At 67.0% G+C, this 23,064-nt stretch carries 27 protein-coding genes; 8 read left to right on the top strand and 19 right to left on the bottom strand.

The window, feature by feature from the left end; translation table 11 throughout:
* Both ABQF13_RS16900 and ABQF13_RS16895 read right to left on the bottom strand, forming a co-directional pair.
* Positions 1-1,098, bottom strand: a complete 1,098-nt coding sequence (locus ABQF13_RS16900; RefSeq protein ID WP_448393924.1) for an Rv2629 family ribosome hibernation factor — start codon at positions 1,096-1,098, stop codon at positions 1-3.
* Positions 1,099-1,150: 52 nt separating this feature from the next.
* The gene (locus tag ABQF13_RS16895) at positions 1,151-2,434 is read right to left on the bottom strand and encodes a cytochrome P450 (protein ID WP_448393923.1); all 1,284 of its coding nucleotides are present in this window, start codon (positions 2,432-2,434) and stop codon (positions 1,151-1,153) included.
* A gap of 98 nt (positions 2,435-2,532) precedes the next feature.
* On the opposite strand from ABQF13_RS16895, the gene ABQF13_RS16890 reads away from it, so the two are divergent.
* Positions 2,533-4,458, top strand: a complete 1,926-nt coding sequence (locus ABQF13_RS16890) for a flavin-containing monooxygenase (RefSeq protein WP_448393922.1) — start codon at positions 2,533-2,535, stop codon at positions 4,456-4,458.
* Positions 4,459-4,469: 11 nt separating this feature from the next.
* Here the strand turns inward: ABQF13_RS16890 and ABQF13_RS16885 are convergent, their stop codons facing one another.
* From ABQF13_RS16885 to ABQF13_RS16875, 3 genes are read right to left on the bottom strand one after another with little or no spacing between them, the layout of a single operon-like run.
* Positions 4,470-4,934, bottom strand: a complete 465-nt coding sequence (locus ABQF13_RS16885) for an SRPBCC family protein (protein WP_448393921.1) — start codon at positions 4,932-4,934, stop codon at positions 4,470-4,472.
* A 24-nt stretch (positions 4,935-4,958) separates the two neighbouring features.
* Positions 4,959-5,111, bottom strand: a complete 153-nt coding sequence (locus ABQF13_RS16880; protein WP_448393920.1) for a hypothetical protein — start codon at positions 5,109-5,111, stop codon at positions 4,959-4,961.
* A 40-nt stretch (positions 5,112-5,151) separates the two neighbouring features.
* Positions 5,152-5,451 carry a hypothetical protein gene (locus ABQF13_RS16875; RefSeq protein WP_448393919.1) on the bottom strand — a complete coding sequence of 100 codons (300 nt, stop codon included), beginning with the start codon at positions 5,449-5,451 and terminating at the stop codon, positions 5,152-5,154.
* A gap of 234 nt (positions 5,452-5,685) precedes the next feature.
* Between ABQF13_RS16875 and ABQF13_RS16870 the strand changes: the two genes are divergently transcribed.
* Positions 5,686-6,570 (top strand): cyclopropane mycolic acid synthase family methyltransferase, encoded by an 885-nt coding sequence (locus ABQF13_RS16870; protein ID WP_448393918.1) that lies wholly within the window; start codon positions 5,686-5,688, stop codon positions 6,568-6,570.
* Here ABQF13_RS16870 and ABQF13_RS16865 read toward each other — a convergent pair whose 3' ends face one another.
* The 3 genes from ABQF13_RS16865 to ABQF13_RS16855 are packed head-to-tail and all read right to left on the bottom strand — an operon-like array spanning position 6,571 to position 9,530.
* Positions 6,571-6,801, bottom strand: coding sequence for a DUF1660 family phage protein (locus tag ABQF13_RS16865; RefSeq protein ID WP_448394080.1), 231 nt, complete (start codon positions 6,799-6,801; stop codon positions 6,571-6,573).
* 5 nt (positions 6,802-6,806) lie between these two features.
* Positions 6,807-8,633 (bottom strand): MFS transporter, encoded by a 1,827-nt coding sequence (locus ABQF13_RS16860; RefSeq protein WP_448393917.1) that lies wholly within the window; start codon positions 8,631-8,633, stop codon positions 6,807-6,809.
* A gap of 54 nt (positions 8,634-8,687) precedes the next feature.
* A complete protein-coding gene (locus ABQF13_RS16855) occupies positions 8,688-9,530 on the bottom strand; it encodes an alpha/beta fold hydrolase (RefSeq protein WP_448393916.1) in 843 nt (280 codons plus the stop codon).
* A gap of 61 nt (positions 9,531-9,591) precedes the next feature.
* Here ABQF13_RS16855 and ABQF13_RS16850 point away from each other — a divergent pair, with 61 nt between their 5' ends.
* Together ABQF13_RS16850 and ABQF13_RS16845 are read left to right on the top strand one after the other, a co-directional pair.
* Entirely contained in the window at positions 9,592-10,242 is a 651-nt protein-coding gene (locus tag ABQF13_RS16850) for a TetR/AcrR family transcriptional regulator (protein WP_448393915.1), read from the top strand.
* Entirely contained in the window at positions 10,226-10,771 is a 546-nt protein-coding gene (locus tag ABQF13_RS16845) for a lipoprotein LppJ family protein (protein WP_448393914.1), read from the top strand. Before ABQF13_RS16850 ends, ABQF13_RS16845 begins: the two co-directional genes overlap by 17 nt.
* Positions 10,772-10,781: 10 nt before the next feature.
* Here ABQF13_RS16845 and ABQF13_RS16840 read toward each other — a convergent pair whose 3' ends face one another.
* A complete protein-coding gene (locus ABQF13_RS16840) occupies positions 10,782-11,159 on the bottom strand; it encodes a thiol-disulfide oxidoreductase DCC family protein (protein WP_448393913.1) in 378 nt (125 codons plus the stop codon).
* A 5-nt stretch (positions 11,160-11,164) separates the two neighbouring features.
* The gene (locus ABQF13_RS16835; protein ID WP_448393912.1) at positions 11,165-12,154 is read right to left on the bottom strand and encodes an NAD(P)H-dependent flavin oxidoreductase; all 990 of its coding nucleotides are present in this window, start codon (positions 12,152-12,154) and stop codon (positions 11,165-11,167) included.
* Positions 12,155-12,205: 51 nt separating this feature from the next.
* Between ABQF13_RS16835 and ABQF13_RS16830 the strand changes: the two genes are divergently transcribed.
* Both ABQF13_RS16830 and ABQF13_RS16825 read left to right on the top strand, forming a co-directional pair.
* The gene (locus ABQF13_RS16830) at positions 12,206-13,156 is read left to right on the top strand and encodes a threonine ammonia-lyase (RefSeq protein WP_448393911.1); all 951 of its coding nucleotides are present in this window, start codon (positions 12,206-12,208) and stop codon (positions 13,154-13,156) included.
* Between the two features lie 347 nt (positions 13,157-13,503).
* The gene (locus ABQF13_RS16825) at positions 13,504-14,280 is read left to right on the top strand and encodes a L,D-transpeptidase (RefSeq protein WP_448393910.1); all 777 of its coding nucleotides are present in this window, start codon (positions 13,504-13,506) and stop codon (positions 14,278-14,280) included.
* Here ABQF13_RS16825 and ABQF13_RS16820 read toward each other — a convergent pair.
* From ABQF13_RS16820 to ABQF13_RS16800, 5 genes are read right to left on the bottom strand one after another with little or no spacing between them, the layout of a single operon-like run.
* A complete protein-coding gene (locus ABQF13_RS16820; protein ID WP_448393909.1) occupies positions 14,277-14,963 on the bottom strand; it encodes a sterol desaturase family protein in 687 nt (228 codons plus the stop codon). The two genes, ABQF13_RS16825 and ABQF13_RS16820, sit on opposite strands and share 4 nt — an antisense overlap.
* Positions 14,960-15,682 (bottom strand): FadR/GntR family transcriptional regulator, encoded by a 723-nt coding sequence (locus tag ABQF13_RS16815; RefSeq protein ID WP_448393908.1) that lies wholly within the window; start codon positions 15,680-15,682, stop codon positions 14,960-14,962. Before ABQF13_RS16815 ends, ABQF13_RS16820 begins: the two co-directional genes overlap by 4 nt.
* 51 nt (positions 15,683-15,733) lie before the next feature.
* Positions 15,734-16,105: a nuclear transport factor 2 family protein gene (locus ABQF13_RS16810; RefSeq protein WP_448393907.1), complete on the bottom strand. Its 372-nt coding sequence runs from the start codon at positions 16,103-16,105 to the stop codon at positions 15,734-15,736.
* 8 nt (positions 16,106-16,113) lie between these two features.
* Positions 16,114-16,533, bottom strand: a complete 420-nt coding sequence (locus ABQF13_RS16805) for a lipoprotein LpqH (protein ID WP_448393906.1) — start codon at positions 16,531-16,533, stop codon at positions 16,114-16,116.
* 42 nt (positions 16,534-16,575) lie between these two features.
* Positions 16,576-17,352, bottom strand: coding sequence for a helix-turn-helix domain-containing protein (locus tag ABQF13_RS16800; protein WP_448393905.1), 777 nt, complete (start codon positions 17,350-17,352; stop codon positions 16,576-16,578).
* Between the two features lie 85 nt (positions 17,353-17,437).
* Here ABQF13_RS16800 and ABQF13_RS16795 point away from each other — a divergent pair, with 85 nt between their 5' ends.
* Positions 17,438-17,731: a hypothetical protein gene (locus ABQF13_RS16795; RefSeq protein ID WP_448393904.1), complete on the top strand. Its 294-nt coding sequence runs from the start codon at positions 17,438-17,440 to the stop codon at positions 17,729-17,731.
* Here ABQF13_RS16795 and ABQF13_RS16790 read toward each other — a convergent pair.
* On the bottom strand, positions 17,710-18,951 hold the full coding sequence (locus ABQF13_RS16790) for a cytochrome P450 (RefSeq protein ID WP_448393903.1): 1,242 nt from the start codon (positions 18,949-18,951) through the stop codon (positions 17,710-17,712). The genes ABQF13_RS16795 and ABQF13_RS16790 overlap by 22 nt on opposite strands.
* Positions 18,952-19,169: 218 nt before the next feature.
* Here ABQF13_RS16790 and ABQF13_RS16785 point away from each other — a divergent pair, with 218 nt between their 5' ends.
* Positions 19,170-19,709: a hypothetical protein gene (locus tag ABQF13_RS16785; RefSeq protein WP_448393902.1), complete on the top strand. Its 540-nt coding sequence runs from the start codon at positions 19,170-19,172 to the stop codon at positions 19,707-19,709.
* A 4-nt stretch (positions 19,710-19,713) separates the two neighbouring features.
* On the opposite strand, the gene ABQF13_RS16780 is transcribed toward ABQF13_RS16785, so the two are convergent.
* Genes ABQF13_RS16780 through ABQF13_RS16770 form a run of 3 tightly spaced genes read right to left on the bottom strand, consistent with a single transcriptional unit; the run spans position 19,714 to position 22,947 of the window.
* The gene (locus tag ABQF13_RS16780; RefSeq protein WP_448393901.1) at positions 19,714-20,130 is read right to left on the bottom strand and encodes a hypothetical protein; all 417 of its coding nucleotides are present in this window, start codon (positions 20,128-20,130) and stop codon (positions 19,714-19,716) included.
* Positions 20,131-20,132: 2 nt separating this feature from the next.
* On the bottom strand, positions 20,133-22,361 hold the full coding sequence (locus tag ABQF13_RS16775) for a molybdopterin-dependent oxidoreductase (RefSeq protein WP_448393900.1): 2,229 nt from the start codon (positions 22,359-22,361) through the stop codon (positions 20,133-20,135).
* Positions 22,351-22,947, bottom strand: a complete 597-nt coding sequence (locus ABQF13_RS16770; protein WP_448393899.1) for a TetR/AcrR family transcriptional regulator — start codon at positions 22,945-22,947, stop codon at positions 22,351-22,353. The genes ABQF13_RS16775 and ABQF13_RS16770 overlap by 11 nt, the downstream gene beginning before the upstream one ends.
* Positions 22,948-23,064: the final 117 nt, after the last annotated feature.

Raw genomic sequence — 23,064 nt, 5'->3', positions numbered from 1 at the left:
TCAGGGCAGCGCGTAGCGCAGCACCGCGGCGATACCGTCGGCCGGCTCGATGCGCTCGTCGGTGCGGATCAGCTTGGCGCCCGTGGCGACGGCGGCCATGGGCAGGGCCTCGTCGGCGCGCAAGGTCTGCGTCGGCGCCGTCCCCAACTCCGAGAGCACGTTCGGATTCGGCGCGACGGTGGCGAGGTCGTCCCCGGCGACCACGGTCGCGTCGCCGACGTCACCGATGATCAGCGTCTCGACCGCACCGGCGCGCAGCGCGGCGGTCACCCCGTCAAGCCCTTCGGTGGCCAGCCCGGAGTCGTTGCCGATGGCGGCCTGAAACTGCTGTGCGGCATGGTCGATCGCGGCGAGCCGGCGGCGTTGATACTCCTCGTCGATGGCGTTGTGCAACTCGGCGTCCTCGAATCCGCTGTCCCTGGCGCCGACGGACAGCTCCACGACACGCGACGCGACCCGCTCGGGCAGGTCGGCGACCAGGTCAGCCCGTGAGCTGACCTCGCCGACGACGAACACGATCTCGGGTGCGGCGTCGTCGACGATTTCGACGAGGCGGTTGGCCACGGTGCGTACATTCTGGTCGCGGGCCGCGTCGGCGGCACGTTGGGCGTCGGCGTAGCCGGGGGTATCGGCTCCCGACGCCTGGTGCGCGGGGTATCCGGCGCCGTCGACGGTCTCAGCGTCGGCGGTGTGGGCCCGATACAGCGTGATATCGCCGCCCTGGTGGTCGACGATCGCGACCACATACCTCGACCGGTCCACGCCGTGTGCGACGACGGGCACGATGTAGGGCAGCGCCGACACCCGCACCTCGGGGCCGGCCGGCCGAATGAGCGGTTCGTTGACCAGTACGCCGTCGACGGTGGCGACCACCGCTCGACCGCTGCGCCCAACCGGGGGAGCGGCCTCGCGGATGGCCCGTTCGATTTGTTCGGTGAGCGCGGGTTCGGCGCCCTGCTCCTCGAGCTGTCCGCGCAGCGCACGCCATTTCAGGTCGGTCTGTGCCGCGGCGTCCTCGGTGTTGTGGGAGTCCTCGAAGTACACCGATCCAAAGGGACCCTTCGAGTCCAGCAGCGAGCGAAAGTGTTCCGATTGCATGTTGTGTGGGTTACCCGCAGCGCGGACGACGACACAGGTTCTCACGCACTCGTCAGCGCGGGGGAGTCCAGGACACCGGTAGCCGTTTGATGCCGTGGATGAACGCCGAGTGCAGCCGGTCGGGTTCCTCGGTGGCGGTGATGTCGGGTAGCCGGGCGTGCAGTTCCTCGAAGGCGACCGTGATCTCGCGGCGGGCGAGGTTGGCCCCGAGGCAGAAGTGGGCACCGCCGCCGCCGAAGCCGACGTGCGGGTTGGGATGTCGCTGCACGTCGAAGCGCCACGGGTCGGCGAACTTCGTCTCGTCGCGGTTGGCCGACCCGTACCAGAGGGTGACCTTGTCGCCTGCGGCGATCTGCACACCGCGCACCTCGGTGTCGCACGTGGCGGTGCGGCGCATGTACGCCACTGGCGACGCCCACCGCACGATCTCCTCGACGGCCGTCGGCGCCACCTCGTGGTAGTTGCGCCACCACAGGTCGCGCTGGTCGGGGTAACGGCTCAGCGCAAGCACCCCGTGGCTGATGGCGTTGCGGGTGGTCTCATTGCCCGCGACGACCAGCAGGATGAAAAACGACGCGATCTCAGCGGAGGTCAGCCCCTCGCCGTCGAGTTCGGCCTGCACCAGGCTGGTGGTGAGGTCCTCGCCGGGCCGGGCCCGCCGGTCGTCGGCCAGCGCTTTCGCGTACGCGCCGATATCCATCGCGACGCGGGCGAACTCGTCGAAGTCGGTGGCGATATCGGGGTCGCCGAACCCGAGGATGACGTTGGTCCAGTGGAAGATCTGCTGGTGGTCCTGCTCGGGGATGCCCATCATGTCGCAAATGATCTGCAGCGGCAGGGGTCCGGCCAGTTCGGCGACCAGCTCGCCCTTGCCGTCGGGGTGGGCGGACACCATATCCTCGACCAGCCGTCGCGCCCGCTCGCGCACTGAGTCCTCGACCATCGCCAGCACGCGCGGCGTGAACGCGCTGCGCACGATGTTGCGCAGCCTGGTGTGCCGCGGATCGTCCATCGCGATCATCGAGCCGAAATATTCGTTGAGCTCCGGGTTCTGGTCACCGATCGTGATGCCCAGCGCCGAGCTGAAGATCTCGGGGTGGCGGCTCGCGTAGAACACGTCGTCGTAGCGGGTGAGGGCCCAGTGACCGGCGACTTCGTTCTCAGCGTCCTCGATGTAGGCCGAGTGGAAGGACACCGGCGCCTCGCGGCGCAGCGTGGTGAACGCCCCGTCGCGGATATCGTCGTCGCGGCCCCAGAACTCCCAGGTGCCCAGGTCGATGTCAGCCAGCGGTATGTCGGGCGGAGCGGTACCGTTCACCCGGGTCACGATTCCCACCTTCCCGAGCCTAACCTCCGTTTGGCGAGCAAACGCAGAAGCGTGCGAAAGCGCGGCATTCGACACGTTTCTGCATCTGCTCACGCTAGAAAGGGGAGGTGCGAAACCCACATGCCGGACAACCGTTTACGACGACGGACGAGGAGATCGCCGAGGCGCTGCTCGACGTCAGCATTCCGACGCTGCTGCTGTCGTGCGTGCATATGTCCGGTGACCCGAGCCTGATCCGCGGCGAGCTCAAACCCGCCGGCCTGTTCCTCAACGAGGTGCAGGGCTACATGTCCGAGGAGGACAAGGCAGCGGCGCGCAAGATCGCGCTGGAGGTCATCGCCGACTACCGCGACCGCGGCTGCCCGGAACCCGAGCCGATCGGCGCGGACCTGCTCCACGAGATGATGCAGTGGCTGGTCTGTGAGCCGGTGCCCGACGAGTACGTGCCGATGCTGCTCGAGGAGATGGAGCTCGACGGCAGAGATAGCCGGGCCGCCCGCTCCGCCGTTAAGGGCGACGCCGCCGACTTCCCGGTCGTGGTCATCGGCTGCGGCGAATCAGGCCTGCTGGCGGGGATCCGGCTCAAACAGGCGGGCATCCCGTTCACCATCGTCGAGAAGAACGCCGGCGTCGGCGGCACGTGGTATCAGAACACCTACCCGGGCGCGCGCGTGGACGTGCCCAACCACTTCTACTGCTACAGCTTCGAGCCGACCGATCAATGGACCCATTTCTTCGCCGAACAGCCCGAGCTGCAAGCCTATTTCGAACGCGTGATGGATAAGCACGACATCCGTCGCCACGTGCTGTGGGAGACCGAGGTCACCGAGGCAGCCTGGGACGACGACACCGCCACGTGGACGGTTCGCGCCCGCGACCGCAGCGGACGGCCAACCGAACTGTCGGCGCGCGCGGTGATCACGGCGGTGGGGCAGCTCGACCGGCCACACATTCCGACGATCGACGGAGCGCAGGAGTTCGCCGGCCCGAGTTTCCACTCCAGCGCGTGGGACCACACCGTTGACCTTCGCGGCAAGCGGGTCACGATGATCGGCGCGGGGGCCAGCGGCTTTCAGATTGCGCCGACGATCGCACCGGATGTCGGTCACCTCACCGTCTTTCAACGCACGGCGCAGTGGATGTTCCCGAATATGGGTTACCACGACAAGGTCGGCCCCGGCGTGCAATGGGCGCTGCGACACCTTCCCTTCTACGGCCGGTGGTATCGCTTCCTGCTGTTCTGGCCGTGGTGCGACAAGGGGTTCGACGTGGCGCGCGTCGACCCGAATTACCCGGACCAGCAGAAGGCGGTCAACGAGGTCAGCGAGGGCGCCCGCATCATGTTCACCGAGTGGATCAGGAGCCAGGTCGGCGATGACGCCGAGTTGCTGGCCAAGGTGCTGCCCGACTATCCGGCGACCGGCAAGCGCACGTTGCAGGACAACGGCAGCTGGCTGAAGACCCTGACGCGCGAGAACGTCGACCTCGTCCGAACCGGGATCGACCACATCGAACCAGACGCCGTCGTCACCGAGGACGGCGCCCGGTATCCGACCGACGTCATCATCTACGCCACCGGATTCGCACACACCAAGCTGTTGTGGCCTATGGCCATTCGGGGCCGTGGCGGCGAAGTGCTCAGCGAGCGCTGGGGTGAGCGGCCGTCGGCCTATCTGGGTATCACCATTCCCGGCTACCCGAACTTCTTCTGCATGAACGGCCCCGGTACCTGGTTGGCCAGCGGCGGCAGCCTCATCTTCCACTCGGAATGCCAGATGCGCTACATCACACAGTGTTTGGAACTGCTGATCGCCGGCGGCCACAGGACGATGGAGCCAACACAAGAGAAGACGACCGACTGGCACCAACGCAGCCAGGCCGAGATGCGCGGGATGGTCTGGTCACAGCCCACGATCAAGCACTCGTATTTCAAGAACAGCTACGGCGAGGTGCACACGCTGTCGCCGTGGCGCCTGGTCGACTACTGGACCTGGACCCGCGAACCGGTTCCGACCGACTTCGTCATCCGTTAGGTCAGTTGCGCCTAGGTGCTGGCCAGTTCCTCGACCACAGCCTTGATGCGTTCCAGCGTCTTGCGCATATCGCGGATGTTGCGTCGACGTCGCAGCTGGCCGCCGAAGACCGAGAACAATTTCGTCGGCAAGGATTCGCTGAGTCGGAACGACTCGGTGACGTCGGTGCCGCTGTCGGCTGGGGTGAGCCGGTAGTGCCAGTTGTTGACCGGTTTATCGCCGAGCAGCACCGCGAAGCCGAACTCGCGGCCCGGCTCGCAGGCGGTGACCTCGCACGTCGTCCAGTACACCGGCCCGATTTCGTTGCGTTTGACGTGCCCGCGGAACCGCGCTCCCAGCGCCGGTCCGGTGGCACCGTCGAGCCATTCGGCCTCTATCACCTCAGGTGAGAACTTGCCGGTGTTGCGCACGTCCGCGATCAGGTCCCAGATACGCTCCGCCGGCGCCGCCATCGATACCGTCACCGAACCGTCCATATGTGGATCTCCTCACCGTCGTTGCTACCCACCTTGCCCGGTTTCCGACGGATCGTCAGCGCCTTCGGCCTGATCGGGCTGGTGCTGCTGGGACTGCAACATTTCCGGGTCGGCATCGGGGTCCTGGTCCGGGTCGTATTCTCCGCCGTCCGGCTTCGGTCCGCGGTCAGTGGTCATGGGCACGCTCGTACCCTTGGCCCGCGCGGCCAAACTTCGGCTAGCGCAACTGCGCGATGTCGCCGTACAGATCCGGCCAGGGTGGCCGACGCACCATCGTCACCCCGGCGAACACCGCCGATACCAGGCCGACCAGGATGCCCATCAGCGCGATGCGGGTGGTGTCGACTGCGGGTTTCCACCGCACGCGGCCGTCCTTGATGACGAAGACACCGACCGGCTTGGTCACGGGGATCACCGTTGCTCCGTCTCTCGTTTCGTAGGGCTGTCCGTAGCGACCCGTGGCGTCCGGATCGGCCTCGAGTCGCCGCAGCATCTCGCCGGCATCCTGGGTGTTCATGCCCTCATCCTTACCTGTGGCCCGGGTACCGGAGTGGGACACCCGCGAACAATGCCGTCCGCGCACGTCACCGGCCTTCGCTGGCCGTCTCGCCGCCGGCGTCGCACAGCCGCGTCCCAAGCGTGTTCGGTATACCCGGACACTGCGCGTAGACTGCGCTGATGACGGGGCGGCGCTCGCCTGCAGATGCGAAGCCTTACGGATCAAACAAGCTGATGTGCAGAGGGTTGAGTTTTGCCAGAAACCACGAATAACGCGGGGGGCCTAAAGCCCCACTTCGAGGATGTGCAGTCGCACTACGACCTCTCTGACGACTTCTTCCGGCTCTTCCTCGATCCGACGCAGACGTACAGCTGTGCTTACTTCGAGCGTGACGATATGACGCTGGAAGAAGCGCAGCTCGCCAAGATCGACCTATCGCTGGGCAAGCTGGGCCTGCAGCCGGGGATGACGCTGCTCGACATCGGCTGCGGTTGGGGTGCGACGTTGAACCGGGCGTTGGAACGCTACGACGTCAACGTCATCGGCCTGACCCTGAGCGAGAACCAGAAGGCCCACGTCGAGAAGTTGTTCGCGCAATCGTCGAGCCCGCGAAGCAAGCGGGTGCTGCTGCGCGGCTGGGAGCAGTTCGACGAGCCAGTTGACCGGATCGTGTCCATCGGCGCGTTCGAGCATTTCGGTCGCGACCGATACGACGACTTCTTCAACATGGCCTATTCGGTGCTGCCTCAGGACGGTGTGATGTTGTTGCACACCATCATCAAGCCGAGCGACGAGGAGTTCGCCGAGAGCGGGCTGCCGTTGACGATGAAGCTGCTGCGGTTCTCGAAGTTCATCATGGACGAGATCTTCCCCGGCGGTGACCTGCCGAAGCCGAACGTCGTCGAGGAGCACGCCGCAAAGGCCGGCTTCGAACTCACGCGCGCTCATCGGCTGCGCCTGCACTACGCCCGCACCCTCGATATCTGGGCCGGGGCGCTCGAAGCCCACAAGGACGAGGCCATCGCGATCCAGTCCGAAGAGGTCTACGACCGGTACATGAAGTACCTGACCGGTTGTGCGGATCTGTTCCGCGAGGGCTACACCGACATCTGCCAGTTCACGCTCGCCAAGAGCTGATCACCCGCGCCGGAACCGGCGCCACAGCCGCAACGGCAACAGCCCGATCAACGGTGCGCGCTTGCCCAGGTCGTCGGCGTCACGCTTGTTGAACGCCGCGGCATAGCGTTTCGCATCAGCGGCGGTCCGATATTGCTTGGCGCCGGCCGCTTCTCCGCACCGCTCACACGACCACCGCATGGTCTTGCCTTCGGCGACAAACGTCGGCTGGTGCCCGAACACCCGGCACATCGCAGTCACCTGGGCGCTGCCTCGCTCTCCTGCGCGACGATCAGACCGCGACGCTGGCGGGCGATTCGGTTCTCGACCAACGCTTCCCGCATGGCCTTACGGAACTCGCCGGGACCCCAGTAGCGCGCGCCGACAGCCCTGTGCAGTTCACGCAACGTCATCGGCCCGTGTTCGCGCACCGCGCGGGCGATCGTTTCGATCTCGTGGTCCAGGGCGGTCTCCGGAACCCCCGGGGTGGGCGGCTCGCGCCAGGCGCCGGTCCATCCCGGAGCCGGACCGGGACGGTAGCGCCGCGCTGTCGCCAGGCTGGCCCGTTCACGTTCAGCGCGTGCGGCGATGCGCTCCGCGCGCGCCTTCCGGTCGGGATCCTCGTCGGGCTTCGACTCCGCGTCTGCGGTGGTCAACGGCGCTGCCAGCGACTCGAGGTCCTGCCCCTCGGCCTTCACACCCAAGAACAGTTCGACGACTCCGGCGCTCGCCATCACCGCGGCACCGATCAGAAATCCGATCGCCACCAGGCCGCGGTCCCCGGAACCGATCAGCTGACCGAACAGCAAGGGTCCGCTGATGCCGCCGATCGCGGTGCCGACCGCGTAGAAGAAGGCGATCGCCATCGCGCGGGTTTCCATCGGGAAGATCTCGCTGACCGTGAGATAAGCCGCGCTGGCACCCGAGGACGCCAGAAAGAAGCAGAACGCGAGCACCGCGATGAACACCCAGGCGCCACCGGCTTCGGCCAAAAAGATTCCCGCGAGCACCGCCGCGACGGCCGCCGACCCGATGTAGGCGAAGGAGATCATGGGTTTTCGCCCGATGGTGTCGAACAACCGCCCGAGCACCACGGGCCCGCCGAAGTTGCTCAACGCCCACACGATGAAGAACAGCGGGACCAGCCCGGACGCCACACCGTAGAACGTGCTCAAAATGGTGCCGAGGTTGAACGTGAACGCGTTGTAGATGAACGCCTGCCCGATGAACAGGGCCAGACACAGGAAAGCCCGTCGCGGATACAACGTGAAGGCGACCTTGGCGATCTCCCGGAACGAGATCGTCTTGCGCTGACGCACGGTGATCGAGCCCTCGGCTTCCTCTAGCGGCTGCTCGGTCTCGCGTTCTACACCGCGTTCGATCTCGCCGACGATCCGTTCGGCTTCATCCTCGCGGCCGTGGATGAAAAGCCAACGGGGGCTTTCGGGTACGTTGCGGCGCACCACCAGCACGATCAGACCGAAGACGGCGCCGAGACCGAACGCGACCCGCCAACCGATGTCGGCGGGGAAGATCGAGGTGTCCAACAGCAGCAGTGCGCCCGCGGCGCCGCCGGCCGCACCCAGCCAGTACGAGCCGTTGATGACCAGATCAACACGGCCCCGCACGCGCGCCGGAATCAGTTCGTCGATCGCGGAGTTGATTGCGGCGTATTCGCCGCCGATACCCGCGCCGGTGAAAAACCGGGTTAGATAGAAGTACCAGGGCGCGAACGCGAAAGCCGTTGCCACCGTTGCGGTCAGATACACCACGAGCGTGAGGATGAAGAGCTTCTTGCGGCCGAACCGGTCGGTCATCTGACCGAAGAACAGCGCTCCTAGACATGCCCCCGTGATGTAAATGGCTGCGGCGATACCGATTTGACCGGCAGTGAGCTCGATGCCGCTACCTTCTTCAGTCAGCCGGGATGCGACGTTGCCCACCATGGTGACTTCGAGCCCGTCGAGGATCCACACCCCGCCCAGCCCGAGGACTACGCGCCAGTGAAAACCCGACCAGGACAGTCGGTCCAACCGGGACGGAACCTGCGTTGTGATCGTGCCGGTCTCCACCTGACTGCCCATCACGCCCTCCCTACCCGTTGGTGGCTGGCGGGGGAGTACCCAACGCGCGAGCGGTTAAGCCCGGGCGGCGCGCACACCGGCGATCGCGTCGACCACGGCATCGGGCGCGTCCAGCGACACGAACGTCCGCGCGTCGGGCACCTCGACCAGGGTCGAGTGGGGGAACTGGCCGGCCAATCGCCGGCCCAGCGCAGGCGTGAACGAACGGTCGCGAAGCCCCCACACCACGGTGACGGGCTTGGTGAACTGCGGCAGCCGAGCGGCCACCTCGACCAGATCCGTCTTGGCCACCGCGCGCAACAGGGTGGCCAGGTCGCGGCGGATGCGCGCGTGGCTGCGGGCCGGTTGCACCCAGGACGCCGTCAGGTGCGGTTCGGGGCGCAACAGCAGGCCGTAGCCGAGCGGGGAGTGGCGCAACGGCCGCCACCTCAACGCTTCGAACAGCAGCTTGATCGAGACCTGTCCGCGCAACATGCCGAACACGAAGTTGAACGGGAACGGCGGAAACTTGTCGAACGCATCGCAGTTGGTCAGCACCAACCGGCCGATGTGTTCGGGATACGCGTCGACGACGAGTTGACACAGGGCGCCCCCGGTGTCGTTGCCGACCAACGTCACGTCGGAAAGGCCGAGCGCGACAATGAAGTCTCGGATCATCGCCGCGAGCCCCGCCGGCGTGAGCTGCGCCGACGGCTCGACCGGGATGGTGTGCGCGCCCAGCGGCCAGTCCGGCAGATAACAGCGGTATCCGCGGGCAGCCAGACCGTCGGCGACCCGGTCCCACAGTCGGCTGTCGGCGAGGATGCCGTGGACGAACACCACCGGCGGATGCCGCGAGTCCTGTGGACCCAACACGCGGTAACCGACCCTGGCCTGCTCCAGCGCTATCTGCGGCATCTTCGCTATCCTTTCGATCAGAACTTACAAACAACTAGTATGGAAGTTACGTGCAGACTGTATGAAAGTCAACGACGGGAATGCTTCTGTGCCTCCGGTGCGGCGCAGCCAGGCCGAGCGGTCGGCGGCCACCAGGGCGCAGCTGATCGGTGCCGGCCGGAAATTGTTCGCCGACAAGGGATTTTCGGAGGTTTCCACGCAGGCGATCGTCGACGCGGCCGGTGTCACGCGCGGCGCCCTCTACCACCAGTTCGCCGATAAGACCGAGTTGTTCGCCGCGGTCTACGAAGATGTGGAGCGGGAACTCGTCGCCGATATCGGACGCCAGATCAGCTCTGCGCAGCCCGGTGATCCGGTGGCGGCGATGCGGATCGGCGCCCGGTTCTTTTTGGACGGGTGTTCGGCGCCCGATGTGCAGCAGATCGTGCTGATCGACGCGCCCGCCGTGCTCGGCTGGGAGCGGTGGCGCGCCGTGGGTGTCAAATACGGGCTCGGCGTCATCGAAGCCATGCTTGCGGCCGCCGTCGAACAGGGCGCGATCCCGCAGCAGCCGTTGCGTTCGACGGCTCATGTGCTGCTGGGTGCCCTCGACGAGGCCGCGCTGTTCGTCTCGCGGGCGGCCGATCGCCACCAGGCGCGCAGCGATATGGAGGCCGTGTGTGACCGATTGATCAGCGGCATCGCCGGGACGGGCCATGCCCGACCGGGGTGACTGGTTACGGTCGCGGCAGTCTACGGCGCTGCTGTGGGCCGCTCTGATGCTGTGCCTGCTTCTTGGGGTGGGGTTCGTGGTGGTCAACGAACCCGCCATGCAGGCGCCGCACCAACGCGCCGAACCTCTCACCGACGAGCAGGCTGCGGCCCAGGTCCTCGACGCGGCGCGCCAGGTCGTCGCCGCAGCGCAGCTGCAGCGGCCGGCGGGCGGCTATGCGTACATGTCGTGCAAGAACGTCGACGAGCCGCCGTATCAGGCGGTCTTTCACCTCAATTTTCCGCTACCACAAGGCAATTGGCACTATCTGGACGACGTCGCCGCGACGATGGCCGCACACGGTTGGGCGCAGGCGCCGACGACGGCCGAGCACTTCGGGCACAAGCTCACCAAGGACGGCGTCCTGGCGGTGCTGCACCGCCAGGACGAGGGCGTCGCTGTGCTGCGGCTTTACGGCGAGTGCCGCAACACCGGTGATCACCGCGACGACAACCCGGCATGGACCGACGTCTTCCTCGCGCCGCGCTGAGCGGACAGGTTCAGCAGGAAACCGGATGCGATTGGCAGTACGGGGTGGTGCCGGGAAAGCGGTGCCGGTGATCGGCGACCCAGCGGTACACCGCTTCCTGGACCGCGCCGACGCCGGGCAGGTGGTAAAGCCGCAGCGGTAGGCGCGAACCCAGCGCGCAAGACAGGGCGGCGTTCACCGCTTCGGCGCCCCCGCAGACCGCGCCGGATGCATCGAGCCAGCGCACCGACTCCAGCAGCTGTGATTCCGCAATGCCGAGGCGTTGCGCGGCGCCTTCCCCCTGCAGCGGTTCGGTCGTCAGCTCACCGGTGCGGTCGAACTTCAGCAGAAGGTTTCGCGCCCTGGTGCACATGCCGCATCGGCCGTCGAAGAACAGCACTCCGTTCATGGTCTTCATTGTCCTCGCGGCGCGAGCATCGCGACAGCCTCGCGTGCCGACATCACCGAGTCGATCCGCAGCACGGTTTGGCCGGCGTAGAGCGCCGTACGGTCGACCGCGGAGTCCGGCATGTCCACCGTCGGGGCGACGGGGGAGAACAGCGGCATGATCGGCTTCTGCAGGCCGCCCACCGATGCCGCCGCGCGGTCGGGAAGCCGGGCCAGCGGGGCGCTGAACGCGTTGAGCAACCGCGGCGCCAGCCGTGCGCGTCCGTCGTCGTCACACCAGCGTCGGGTGGCGGCGTTGGCTACCACGCGGTGCGGTGCGGGCCAGCCGAGCCCGAACAGGGTGGTCCGAAACGTCTTGTCCGCGGCCAGGATCCGCTGCTGATACCGGTGATGGGCGCGGGACTCTCGGGTCAGCAGAAACCGGGTGCCCGCCACCACGCCGCCCGCACCAGCCGCCAGCGCCGCGCGGGTGTCCTGCGCCGACGCGATCCCCCCGGCCAGCAGAACCGGCCGGCCGTCGGCGACGCGCAATGCCGCCGGCAGAAAGCTCAACGCCTCGGTGTCGCCGGTGAGGTGGCCGCCGGCTTCGCGTCCCTGCGCGATCAACCCGTCGGCGCCCCAGGCGATGGCCTGGCGGGCCTGCGGTTCGGTGCCGACCATGACGAACACGAACAACCCGCCGTCGCGGAGCTGCGAGATCATCGCCCGGTCGATTCGAAACGCCATCACCGCGACGTCGACGCCCGATTCCACGCACACCTGGACATGGCTGCGACGGACGAAGGGCATCAGCAGGTTCACCGCGACCGCGCGGCCGGGCGCGGCCTCCCGCACGTACCTCACGGCGTCGGTGAGCCGGTCGGGCGCGGTCAGCCCCAGGGTGCCCAATCCGCCGGCCGCAGCGACCGCAGCTGCCAGTTCAGGGCCGGCCAGCCCGCCGCCCATCCCCGCTTGGGCGACCGGAACGTCGAGGCGTAGGCGGTCAAGCAGATCCATCAGCCGTCACGGCGCCACCATATCGCTGCCGTCATGCGTCAGACTGAACGCGTGCGGCTCGTGACGGTCGACGACATCGAAGAGGCGGCCACCAGGGTCCGCGCCTTCATTGTGCGCACCCCGCTGCTTGCGGCGGTGTGGGCGGGCGACGAAGACCGGCCGCTGTGGGTCAAACCCGAAAGTCTGCAATCGATCGGCGCATTCAAGGTGCGCGGCGCGTTCAACGCGATCGGTCGTCTCGACGAGTCCGTGCGCACCAGGGGAGTGGTCGCGTACTCCAGCGGAAACCATGCGCAGGCGGTCGCGTACGCCGCGGCGGTGTTCGGGATCCCCGCGCATATCGTCATGCCGCGCGAGACCCCGCAGGTCAAAGTGGCCGCTACCCGCAACCACGGTGCCGAGGTGGTGCTGTGCGACGCCGGGCAGCGCGAGCGCGTGGCCGCCGACGTGGTCGAGCAGACCGGCGGGGTGCTGGTGCCGCCGTTCGACCACCCCGACATCATCGCCGGACAAGGCACCATCGGCATGGAGATCGCCGAGGACATGCCCACCGTCGACAACGTTTTGGTGCCGGTCAGCGGCGGCGGTCTGGCATCGGGGATCGGCACGGCGATCAAGGCGCTGTGTCCGAACGCGCGGGTGTTCGGGGTGGAACCGGCGTTGGCGTCCGACACCGCTGCGGCGTTGCGTGTCGGTCACCGCGTCGACTGGCCGATCGAGGACCGCAACCGCACCATCGCCGACGGCCTTCGCTCTCAACCGTCTGAGCTGACCTTCGCCCACCTGCAGGCTGTGTTGGACGGCGTCGTCACGGTGACCGAGGGTGAAATCCGGTCCGCGGTACGCGAACTGGCGCTGCGCGCACGGCTGGTCAGCGAGCCCAGCGGTGCGGTTGCGTTGGCGGCCTACCGGCAGGGCTCAACGCCACCCGGGCGCACGGTGATGGTGCTGTCCGGCGGCAACATCGAACCCGCGCTGCTGCAGGAGATTCTGTGCTCGTAGCGGCTGAGTGCACGCCCGGCATCATCTGCCTGCCGGTCCACGGCGCCAACGCGAAGACCACGACTCCGGCCAAAACTGCCATCGCGCCGATGATTCCGAAGTGGGCGAACTCACGTGCCGGATCGCAGTAGCGGGCCAAACCGACCGGATGGGCGACGAACGTGCGTCCCGCCGGCGGACCCTTAGCCTGGTCGACTGCTGCCGAGTTTGACTCGAGTTTGCCCTGAAACGATTTGGGCAATTAGATCGATGAACCGGGTAGACCGCAAGTATGGAGCCAGCCGACATGGGCGCTGGTCGACGTGCGGTTGCCGGTGTAATCGGGCGAGAGAACTTAGGATGGCAGTGTGCTGAACGACGAAACGCACGGGTTGCGGACCCTACGTCGGGCCCTGCGGTTGGTCGTGGTCACGGCAGGTGTTGCCGCGCTCACAACGATCGGGTCCGTCGCGGTCAGCCCTGCGGCCGTGACCACATCCACCCACGTCGTCGGCATTCAACCGGCAGGTCAGACGGTCGGCGTGGCGCATCCGGTGACGGTCACCTTCGCGGGCGCCGTCGCTGACCGGGCCGCCGCCGAGCGCGGCATCGACATCGCATCCCCGGAACCGCCCGCCGGCACGTTCACATGGCTCAGCGACCGGGTGGTGGAGTTCACCCCGACGACGTTCTGGCCGGCCCACTCGACCATCGCGATAACCGCGGGTGGCGCGAAGGCCAACTTTCAAACCGGCGCGAAAGTCGTCAGCGTTGCTGACATCAGCGCCCACACGTTCACGGTCAGCATCGACGGTGAGGTGGCACGCGAGATGCCCGCGTCGATGGGCAAACCCAAGTTCCCGACGCCAACCGGCACGTTCACCGCACTCGAGAAGCAGCGCCGGCTCACGTTCGACTCGCGCACGATCGGTATTCCGCTCGACGATCCCGAAGGCTATCTGATCAAGGGCGAGTACGGCGTTCGCGTCACCTGGGGCGGTGTCTACGTGCATTCGGCGCCGTGGTCGGTGGGTTCACAGGGCTACGCCAACGTCAGCCACGGCTGCATCAACCTCAGCCCATCGAACGCGGCCTGGTACTTCGACACCGTTCGCATCGGCGATCCGATCATCGTCCGAGCCTAAGAGCCTTGCCTACCCGCCACCGATACCTGTTCGGCATGAAGGTTTTTCACCGTAGGTGAGTTCTCCACCGTGGCCGGGTCGGGATACGTCCCGAGCACCCGGTCGGCGGTGCCCGAACTGGTCACGGTGAACCAGTAGCGCTCGTTCTTGAAGTGGTGCTGGCGGTGGTTGCGCCAAATCGCGCGGTATAGACGTGTTTTGGGCTTGTAGTCGGTGTGGATCAGGTAGTGCGTCCACTCATAGGCCAGACCGAACGCTGCGATGCACACCAGGAAAGTCAGGCCCATGCCCAACCGCGGGAAGGCCAGCAGCGCGACGCCGAGCGTGAGCGGAAGCACCCACAGCAGCGCCTTCCACGGGATGAAGATCAACGCGACGGTGCGCGGGTCCCGGTGGTGAGCCCGGTGCTCGCGGGCAAGGAGCGGATCGAAGGTGAACTGACCGAATTTCTTTGGCCGCCAGTGCAGGATGAACACGTGCACGGTCCACTCGAGGAACGGGAACAACGCCACCATCACCAACGGCACGACCGCGTCGGTGGGCGCAAAGTCGCCGATGGCGATCCGCGCCACAAACGCGACACCCAGCAACGCGCCGATCATCCACGGGGACGGGTGCTTCCAGAACTCGCGGCGCGCATCGGCCAAGGTGAACGTCTTACGGGCGGCACGCGTGGCGCTCATCGCTGTTCCTCCAGGTTCTCCAGTGCGGCCAGCAGGGCGGTGGTCGCGGGTTCGAGAAGCTCGTGTGCGGCCTGTCTGGCGCGCTCCGGCTCACCCGCCTCGATCGCGTCGGCCACCGCGCGATAGGCCTGCGGGCGGCCGACCTCGTCGGCCATCACCGCGGCCAGGGCAGGCAACGCGGGTTCGTAGGTGGCGCGCAGCGTGTTGTACATCAGGCGGAACGCGATCGAATCGGCGCCGTCGACGACGCGATCCCAGAAGGTCAGCGCATGGCGCTGCTGTTCGACCGGGTCGGGTTCGGCGCCCAGATCGCGCAATACGTCGTCCAGCAGCCCCGCCAGCTCCGGACCGCGTCGCTCGGCCGCCAGCTCAGCCACCTTCGGCCCGTTGTGCAGCCGCGTCTCCAGGATGCTGCGCACCACCGCCACATCCAGTTCGCCCGAGCGGATGAGCAGCCGGGGCAGCAGGTCCAGCCCGGCGTGCCTGCGGAAGTCGCGCACGGTGGTGGCGTCGCCCTGTCGCACCTCGACCAGACCGGCGGCGGTGAGCCGCTTGAGCGCTTCACGCACGGCGGGCCGCGACACCCCGAGCACCTCGGCCAACCGGCGTTCACTGGGCAGCGTTTCCCCGGGCTGCATCTGGCCGCTGAGCACCTCGGCGACGATCTGCTCGAAGACGTCTTCGGGCACGGAGCGTCGGTTCACCGGTTGCAGGGCCATGCTGCCACCCTGCCAGCGCACCGGCCAGAGGTCAAGTGGTCTGACCAGTTGTCAGGTCGCGCTGAGCCGGGCCTTCATTGCCTCGGCCAGCGCCAGCATCGCCGACATGGGCCGCACCATGACGGTGAGCTCGGTGATCACGCCGGCGTCATCGCGCCGGATGAAGTCACAACCCTCCAGACGCTTGTCACCGACCCTGGCCTCGAACACCAGCGCATGATCGGGGCCGTCGTCGGCACCGATTTCACGGACATAACGAAAATCCTCGAACACCTCCACCACGGCCGCCAGGATCTGCCGCAGCGGTTCCCGCCCGACGTACGGGGCGAACACGACCGGGCTCTTGAACACCACGTCATCGTGGGTCAGCGCGAGGGCAGAGTCCAGGTCTTTAGCTTCGATCGCGCGGCGGAAAGGATGCATCGCCGGGCTCAGCAGTCGGCCTCGATGCGGAACTGCGCGGTGACGGCGTTGCTCGGGTTGTCAGTGAACGCACCGTCGGCCGACCCGTCGATGATGAAAGTGCCGCGCTCGCTGGTCACCTCGGCTTCACCGATGCTGCCGTTCCAGAAGGTGCCCGTGAAGCCGCCGATGTCGCGGAACTCCACCGACTGGACGGTGACCTGATCCCCGGTGTCGATGCTGGCCGTGAACCCCTTGTCCTCGCCGGGAGTTTCGATGGTCCACGCCCATCCCGACTGTGAACAGCTCACGGGATGGGGCTGGCCGGTGCTCTCGCCGTTGATGATCACCTTCGCGGTCGTGCTGCCCAACGCCGCCGGCTGCGCCGCACATCCAGCCGCGCCGGCGATCAGGGCGACTGCGGCCGTCGCAACAAGTCGGTTGTCCATGGGGCCAGACTCTATTGCCGTTGGCGGTCATCGGTGTGTGTTTCACCGCAGAGCGGCAGCGGTGTCGTCGTCGGCAGGGAGGAACGCCTCGATGGAAAGCTCTGCGGCGGTGACGTCGAGCGCGGTGCCGAACGTGGTGACCATGCTGAGGAAGGTCAGCAGTCGACCGTCCGGTGTGCAGAGCTCAAGGGGTACGGCGACACCGCCGAGGTCGAGGGTTTCGTCGAAACCTCCTGGATAGTCTTCGATCTCGGCCAAAAGCGCCGACAGGTCGGCCGAGCCGCTGACAGCCGCTTCGCGGCGCAACCGGGCGATGAGGTGGTGGCGCCACTGCGCGAGGTTGCGGATCCGCGGCGCCAATCCGTCGGGATGCAGAGCCAGGCGAAGCGCGTTCGGCCGTTCGAGGAGGTGGGATGCGACGCCCTCCAGCAGCACGCCGGTGCCGGCGTTGGCGCGCACGATCTGCCAACCCCGGTCCACCACCACGCACGGAAAAGGGTTGTAGGCGCCAAGAACCCGATCGACCCCGTCCCGCACCGCGGCCATGTCCGGATCGTCGAGGGAGCGTTCGCCGTACACCGGCGCCAGCCCGGCGGCCAGCAGCAGCTGGTTCTGTTCGCGCAGGGGCACGTCGAGCACCTGGGCGAGGCGCAGCACCATTGCCCGGCTCGGCGCCGACCGTCCGGTTTCGATGAAGCTGACGTGGCGCGCCGAGACGGCGGCCTCGATTGCCAGGTCGAGTTGCGACAAGCGGCGGCGTTGGCGCCAGTCGCGCATGAGGGCGCCGAACGCCGGAGCCGACGCGTCGAGTGTGCTCACGGGTTCAGTGTCGCCCACCACTACGGCCGCGACCACTACCTGTCAGGTAATTGCGACGCTTACCTGCGGGGTGCACGGTGAGGGCATGAACAACCAGCAGCCGATTCCACGGTGGCTGCGCTTCGTGTTGGTCTCCGACCGCGCGGGGTCGGCGGCCTACATCGGCGCCGGCTTCTTTTTCGCCCCGGTGCTCGCGGTGCTGTCACCGTGGCCGACGGTGACCGCGGTGCTGTGGGCGGTCATCGGGCTGTTCGGGTTGTGGCTGGCCCTGCTCGGGATCGCGATGGCGACCGGCCTGGCGATGGTCTTGCGCGCGAACGCCGAGATCCCCGAGGAGTACTGGCGTTCGATCATCGACTACGGGCGTGCGCCGGAGTAGTCCACCTGCCAGTGTTTGATGCCGTTGAGCCAGCCCGACCGTAGCCGTTCGGGCTTGGCCAGCGGAGCCAGGTCGGGGATGTGGTCGGCGATGGCGTTGAACATCAGGTCGATCGTCATGCGGGCCAGGTTGGCGCCGATGCAGTAGTGCGCGCCGGTGCCGCCAAATCCCACGTGCGGGTTGGGATCTCGCAGAATATCGAACGTGAACGGATCGTCGAACACGTCCTCGTCGAAGTTGGCCGAGCGGTAGAACATGACGACCCGCTGGCCCTTCTTGATCTGCACGCCGGACAGCTCGGTGTCCTTTAGCGCGGTGCGCTGAAACGAGGTGACCGGGGTGGCCCACCGGACGATTTCGTCGGCGGCGGTGCCCGGGCGTTCCTTCTTGAACAACTCCCACTGATCGGGGAAGTCGGTGAACGCCATCATGCCCTGGGTGATGGAGTTGCGCGTCGTCTCGTTGCCCGCGACGGCGAGCAAAATGACGAAGAAGCCGAGTTCGTCGTCGGAGAGCTTGTGCCCTTCGACGTCGGCCTGCACGAGCTTGGTGACGAGGTCTTCGCCGGGCTGGTCGGCGCGCTCGGCGGCGAGCTTCATCCCGTACATGATCAGCTCCGCCGACGCGGTAAGCGCGTCGTTGTCGGCGAACTCTGGGTCCTGGTCGCCAACCATCTGGTTGGACCAGTGGAACAGCTTCATCCGCTCTTCCTGCGGCACCCCCATCAGGCCCGCGATGGCCTGCAGCGGCAGTTCGGCGGACACCTGCTCGACGAAGTCGCCGGTGCCTTCGGCTGCGGCGGCCTTGGCGATCGCCTGTGCGCGCTGGCCGAGTTCCTCGCGCAGCCGCTCGACGGCCCGTGGGGTGAAGGCCCGCGAGATGATCTTGCGCAGATGGGTGTGGTGCGGTGCGTCCATGTTGAGCAGGACGTATTTGCCCCGCTCGACCTGCTCGCCGACCGTGCCGTCGCGGTAGCGCGGCAGCGCGGTCTTGGCCAGGCTGGAGAAGACGTCGCTGCGCAGCGACACCTCCTTGACGTCCTTGTGCTTGGTGACCACCCAGAAGCCGCCGTCGTCGAAGCCGCCCGTTCCGATCGGCTGCTCGTTCCACCAGATCGGTGCGAGCCTGCGCATCTCGGCGAGTTCCTCGACCGGCAGTCGCTCGGCGTAGATGTCGGGATCGGTGAAATCGAAGCCGGGCGGGAGATTCGGGGTCGGCATGGATGCATTCCTCACATGACGGGATCTAGTGCGCCTATCGCATTGCTACACCACAGTTGAGCCTGTTGAGCCGTGTTGAGGAATTTCGGAAGTGAAACGTGTTCCGACGGCGTCGCTAATTGACTTCTTGGTCACTAGGGGCACAGGTGTAACAATTCTGGCGGCCCGGCATATTCATCCAGTGACGCCACCTGTGGAGTAACCGGAAGGGGGCATGCGTGAGGTTGGACATCGACGCGAAGGCACTCGGGGTCACCGCAGGGCTCGGCCTGCTCTCGGCGCTGCTCATCGGAGCGCCATCGGCGCTGGCCGCGCCCGTCTCGCCCACGCCGCCCGCCCCGCCGCCGCCCGCACCGGTTGCCGCGCAGACGGTGCCCGTCCCGTCTGCACAGCCCGCGCTCGCTGCGCCCGCGCCGACCACGCCGGCACCTGCACCACACACCCCGCCTGGCGATGGAGTTGTCGCGGAGGCCGCTGCGCCGGTGGAAGGTACGCCGCACCTGCCGAGCCCGCAGAACCTGCCGCCCAACACCACGATGGCGCCGACCGACAGATCGCAGAGCCGAGGGTTGACCTACCTGCGTGAGCTGTGGCATGCCGTGCGGACTCAGGAGGTCAGCGGCGAGGACGCCCTGCTGCTGCTGACGCAGCGTCCGCTCGACCCGAACGCCACCCCGCCTCCCGGCTTGTCCGCGCATCCGAACCCGCCGCCTGGCACCGCACCGCCGCCACCCGCTGCACCTGCGCCTGCACCCTGAGCGGTTAGCGACGGCTGGCGTCCTCCAGCAGCGAAGTCACCGTGCGCACATGCGTCGGTTTCACGGCCGCCCACAGCAGCCGGACGATCGGGTTTCCGAATTGCACAAAGGTCGCGAACAACAAGCCGTGCTCGGTGCGCCGCAACAACAGCTCACCGGGCATACCGATCCGTGATTTCCGGCCGAGCAATACGAAATCGGCTGTGCTGTCCCTGATCTGCCAGCCGAGTATCGACCGCTCGGAGCTGTGCGGGACTGCCTTGAGCCCCAGCGATTTCCAGCCCGAAAGCAACTGCCGCCGCACCGCCGCCGGCGCGCCTTCGAGGATCACCCGCATCCATTGTTCGGCCGTGCGCGCCTGCGGCGATGCGACGTCGACGAAGAACGTGTCCTCGTAGTCGATCCGAGAAAGCGTGCTCACGGTCATGGTCGCTGTCCCGGAAGCGCCTCAATGCGTGCCGGCACATGTTTGTGCCACGGCGTCGCGGAGTAGGCGTCACGCCATTCGGAGGAGGTCAGCGCGTTCAGCGCGACACCGGCGACATCGTTTTCGAAGTCGAGGCCGTAACCATTGGGCAGCGACGCGTGCCCGGGCAGCATGGCCTCGCTGATCTCGACACTCGCCTCGGCGGCGCCTGCGACGGTGGTGATGCGGGCGCGGCCACCGTCGCTCAGCCCCAGCGCCTCGGCGTCTTCGACGCTGACCCGCAGCGCACCGTCGCGGTCACGTTTGCGCCAGGACGGGTCGCGCAGGATGTCGTTGGCGGTGTAGGCGCGACGCTCGCCCGCCGACAGCACGATCGGGAACTCCTGGCTGGTCAGCGGGGGCACCGGCGCGGCGAGGGCACGGATCTCGTCGAGCATCTCGGGTATGTGCATGGCGATCTTGCGGTCGCGGTGGCTGATCAGCTCGAAGTCGTCGCCGTAGTCGTGCACGGTGAACGTCAGCCCCGACGGGCTCGCCAGGATTGCGTCGAACAACGCGTTACCGCCGGCGTACCCGGCGCGGCGGACCGCATCGGGATAGGTCAGTGCCACTTTCTGCGCCAGCCCCCATAACGCCGCCGCGCTCCGCAGCTCTTCGGGCAGCGTGGGACCCAGCGTCTCGTACAGCACAAAGGGGAGCACCTTGCCCACCATCGGCGAGGACCCGACCGCGTTCAGGAAGGCTTCTGTGAACGCTGCGCGGCCCTGTTTGGCCGCCACTCGCAGCGGCGCCAGGTCGGCCTCGTCGACCACGTCGAGCCGACGCACGAACCGCGCCCAGATCTCGGCCTCGGGCAAGGTGCCGGGCAACGGATCCATCAGCGGATGACGCAGGTGAAATGTGTTGTGTGGGAACTCCAGGTTGAAGAACGTCGCCTCGGCCTTCTCGAACTGGGTGGCTGCCGGCAACACGTAATGGGCGAGCCGGGCCGTTTCGGTCATCGCGACGTCGATGACCACCAGCAGGTCCAGCGACCGGAACGCGTCGCGGCACGCCGCGGAATTCGCCAGCGAGTGCGCCGGGTTGCTGCTCTCGACGATCATCCCCCGGAACCGGTCGGGGTGGTCGGTCAGAATTTCTGCGGGCACCACGTTGCCCGGCACCAGACCACCGATGACCGGCGCGCCGGTGACCGGGGTCCGACCGATCTCCGGCTCGTGCCGCAGCAGCGGAACGAACGTCGAATGCAGGTGTTGTCCACCGCGTTTGGCGAAGTTCCCAGTCAGAATCCACAACAGCTTGTTCAAGTAGGAGCACAACGTGCTGTTGGGGGACTGCTGCACACCGAGGTCTTCAAACACCGCGACGCTGCCTGCGCTGCCGATCCGCCGCGCCGCGACTCGGATCAGTTCATCGTCCACGCCGCACCGCTGTGCGTAGTCGACGACTGAGACGTCGCGCAACGCCGCACGCACCGGCTCGGTGCCGGTGACGTGGGCGGCCAGAAATGTTTCGTCGCAGAGGTCTTCCTGCACGAGCACGGCGGCGATCGCAGCCAAACACCAGGCGTCGGTCCCCGGCCGGACCCGCAGGTGGAAGTCCGCCATCTTCGCGGTGTCGGTGAGCACCGGGTCGATGACGATCATCGAGCGGTCGGGGTCCTTTGCGATGTCGTTCAGCACCACGCGTGCGCGCGGGAAACTCTGCGACATCCACGGGTTCTTGCCGACGAACACTGCGACCTCGGCAAGTTCGAACTCGCCGCGGGTGTGGCCGCCGTAAAGCTGTGCGTCGATCCAGGCCTCGCCGGTCTTCTCCTGCGCCAGCGCATTCGACCGGTACCGCGAGCCAAGCGCTTTGAGAAACGCGCCGCTGTAGGCGCCGCCGAGGTGGTTGCCCTGGCCGCCGCCGCCGTAGTAGAAGATCTTGTCGCCGCCGTAGCTGGCCGCAATGTCCTTGAAGCCGTCGACGATCTCAGAAACCGCGGTGTCCCAGTCGATCTCCTCATACTCACCGTCGGGCCGTCGCCGCAGCGGCGAGGTCAGTCGGCCGCGGTTGTTCTGATAGTGGTCCAGCCGCAGCGCCTTGTTGCACGTGTAGCCCCGTGAGGCCGGATGCGCCTTGTCGCCCCGGATCTTCGTCAGGTTGCGGCCGTCGACTTGGACCACGATGCCGCAGTTGCATTCGCAGAGGATGCAGGCTGTCGGCTGCCAGTCACCGGTCATCTTCGGGTTTCCTTTCCGGCATCGACGCCTTCAGCAGCGTCCGCAGTTGGCCGTGAACAAGATCCAGCGGCTTGACGTCGCGGGAAGCCCGCGCCACCACGATCGCCCCCTCGATGGCGGTGGTGACCAGCATGGCGAGCTCGTCGGCGTGCTTCTTCGGCACCCCGTCGGCGATCAGCTGTGCTGCGATGAGGTCGGTCCAGCGACCGAAAGCTGCGGCGGCGCGCTCGATCACGGGGGCGGTTTGCTCCTGCTTGGCAGGTTCGCCGGCCTCGACGCTGACGGCGACGACGGGGCAACCCGCCCGGTAGTCGGTGCGGAGGAGTTCTTTGCGATAGTCGCTGACAACCCGGTCGAGTATCTCGATTCCGCTGCGGCTTTTTTGAATTCGCGCAGCAATATGGTCGCCGGCGAAATCGATGGCCTCACAGAGCAGTTGGGTGCGGCCGCCGGGGAAGTAATGGTACGCCGAACCGCGCGGGGCGCCGCTGTGTGCGAGCACGTCGGCGATGGCGGTCGGATGCGCGCCGCGTTCGCGGATCAACAAGGCAGCGGAGACGACCATCCGCTCTCGATGGCTGACCATGTGCGACCGACCCTCCGTCCGCCGTTATGTATGACACCATACATAACGGCGGCGCAGCGCACCAGACCCGCGGCCGAGCCGCGAATTAGACAGCCGCGGCCGAGCCGCGAATTAGAC

The sequence above is a fragment of the Mycolicibacterium sp. XJ879 genome (genome assembly GCF_053483935.1).
Note: the sequence above shows the minus strand (reverse complement) of the source record. Positions and strands in the feature narration are given on the sequence as shown.

What these genes read in the sequence shown, in the direction of transcription:
- ABQF13_RS16805 (WP_448393906.1), bottom strand. Translation starts at nt 16,533, where the DNA reads ATGGACAACCGACTTGTTGCGACGGCCGCAGTCGCCCTGATCGCCGGC.
- ABQF13_RS16875 (WP_448393919.1), bottom strand. Translation starts at nt 5,451, where the DNA reads ATGAACACCCAGGATGCCGGCGAGATGCTGCGGCGACTCGAGGCCGAT.
- ABQF13_RS16810 (WP_448393907.1), bottom strand. Translation starts at nt 16,105, where the DNA reads ATGCATCCTTTCCGCCGCGCGATCGAAGCTAAAGACCTGGACTCTGCC.
- ABQF13_RS16860 (WP_448393917.1), bottom strand. Translation starts at nt 8,633, where the DNA reads ATGGGCAGTCAGGTGGAGACCGGCACGATCACAACGCAGGTTCCGTCC.
- ABQF13_RS16855 (WP_448393916.1), bottom strand. Translation starts at nt 9,530, where the DNA reads ATGCCGCAGATAGCGCTGGAGCAGGCCAGGGTCGGTTACCGCGTGTTG.
- ABQF13_RS16900 (WP_448393924.1), bottom strand. Translation starts at nt 1,098, where the DNA reads ATGCAATCGGAACACTTTCGCTCGCTGCTGGACTCGAAGGGTCCCTTT.
- ABQF13_RS16795 (WP_448393904.1), top strand. Translation starts at nt 17,438, where the DNA reads ATGAACAACCAGCAGCCGATTCCACGGTGGCTGCGCTTCGTGTTGGTC.
- ABQF13_RS16820 (WP_448393909.1), bottom strand. Translation starts at nt 14,963, where the DNA reads ATGAGCGCCACGCGTGCCGCCCGTAAGACGTTCACCTTGGCCGATGCG.
- ABQF13_RS16815 (WP_448393908.1), bottom strand. Translation starts at nt 15,682, where the DNA reads ATGGCCCTGCAACCGGTGAACCGACGCTCCGTGCCCGAAGACGTCTTC.
- ABQF13_RS16880 (WP_448393920.1), bottom strand. Translation starts at nt 5,111, where the DNA reads ATGACCACTGACCGCGGACCGAAGCCGGACGGCGGAGAATACGACCCG.
- ABQF13_RS16790 (WP_448393903.1), bottom strand. Translation starts at nt 18,951, where the DNA reads ATGCCGACCCCGAATCTCCCGCCCGGCTTCGATTTCACCGATCCCGAC.
- ABQF13_RS16840 (WP_448393913.1), bottom strand. Translation starts at nt 11,159, where the DNA reads ATGAACGGAGTGCTGTTCTTCGACGGCCGATGCGGCATGTGCACCAGG.
- ABQF13_RS16850 (WP_448393915.1), top strand. Translation starts at nt 9,592, where the DNA reads ATGAAAGTCAACGACGGGAATGCTTCTGTGCCTCCGGTGCGGCGCAGC.
- ABQF13_RS16770 (WP_448393899.1), bottom strand. Translation starts at nt 22,947, where the DNA reads ATGGTCAGCCATCGAGAGCGGATGGTCGTCTCCGCTGCCTTGTTGATC.
- ABQF13_RS16845 (WP_448393914.1), top strand. Translation starts at nt 10,226, where the DNA reads ATGCCCGACCGGGGTGACTGGTTACGGTCGCGGCAGTCTACGGCGCTG.
- ABQF13_RS16865 (WP_448394080.1), bottom strand. Translation starts at nt 6,801, where the DNA reads ATGTGCCGGGTGTTCGGGCACCAGCCGACGTTTGTCGCCGAAGGCAAG.
- ABQF13_RS16885 (WP_448393921.1), bottom strand. Translation starts at nt 4,934, where the DNA reads ATGGACGGTTCGGTGACGGTATCGATGGCGGCGCCGGCGGAGCGTATC.
- ABQF13_RS16835 (WP_448393912.1), bottom strand. Translation starts at nt 12,154, where the DNA reads ATGGATCTGCTTGACCGCCTACGCCTCGACGTTCCGGTCGCCCAAGCG.
- ABQF13_RS16775 (WP_448393900.1), bottom strand. Translation starts at nt 22,361, where the DNA reads ATGACCGGTGACTGGCAGCCGACAGCCTGCATCCTCTGCGAATGCAAC.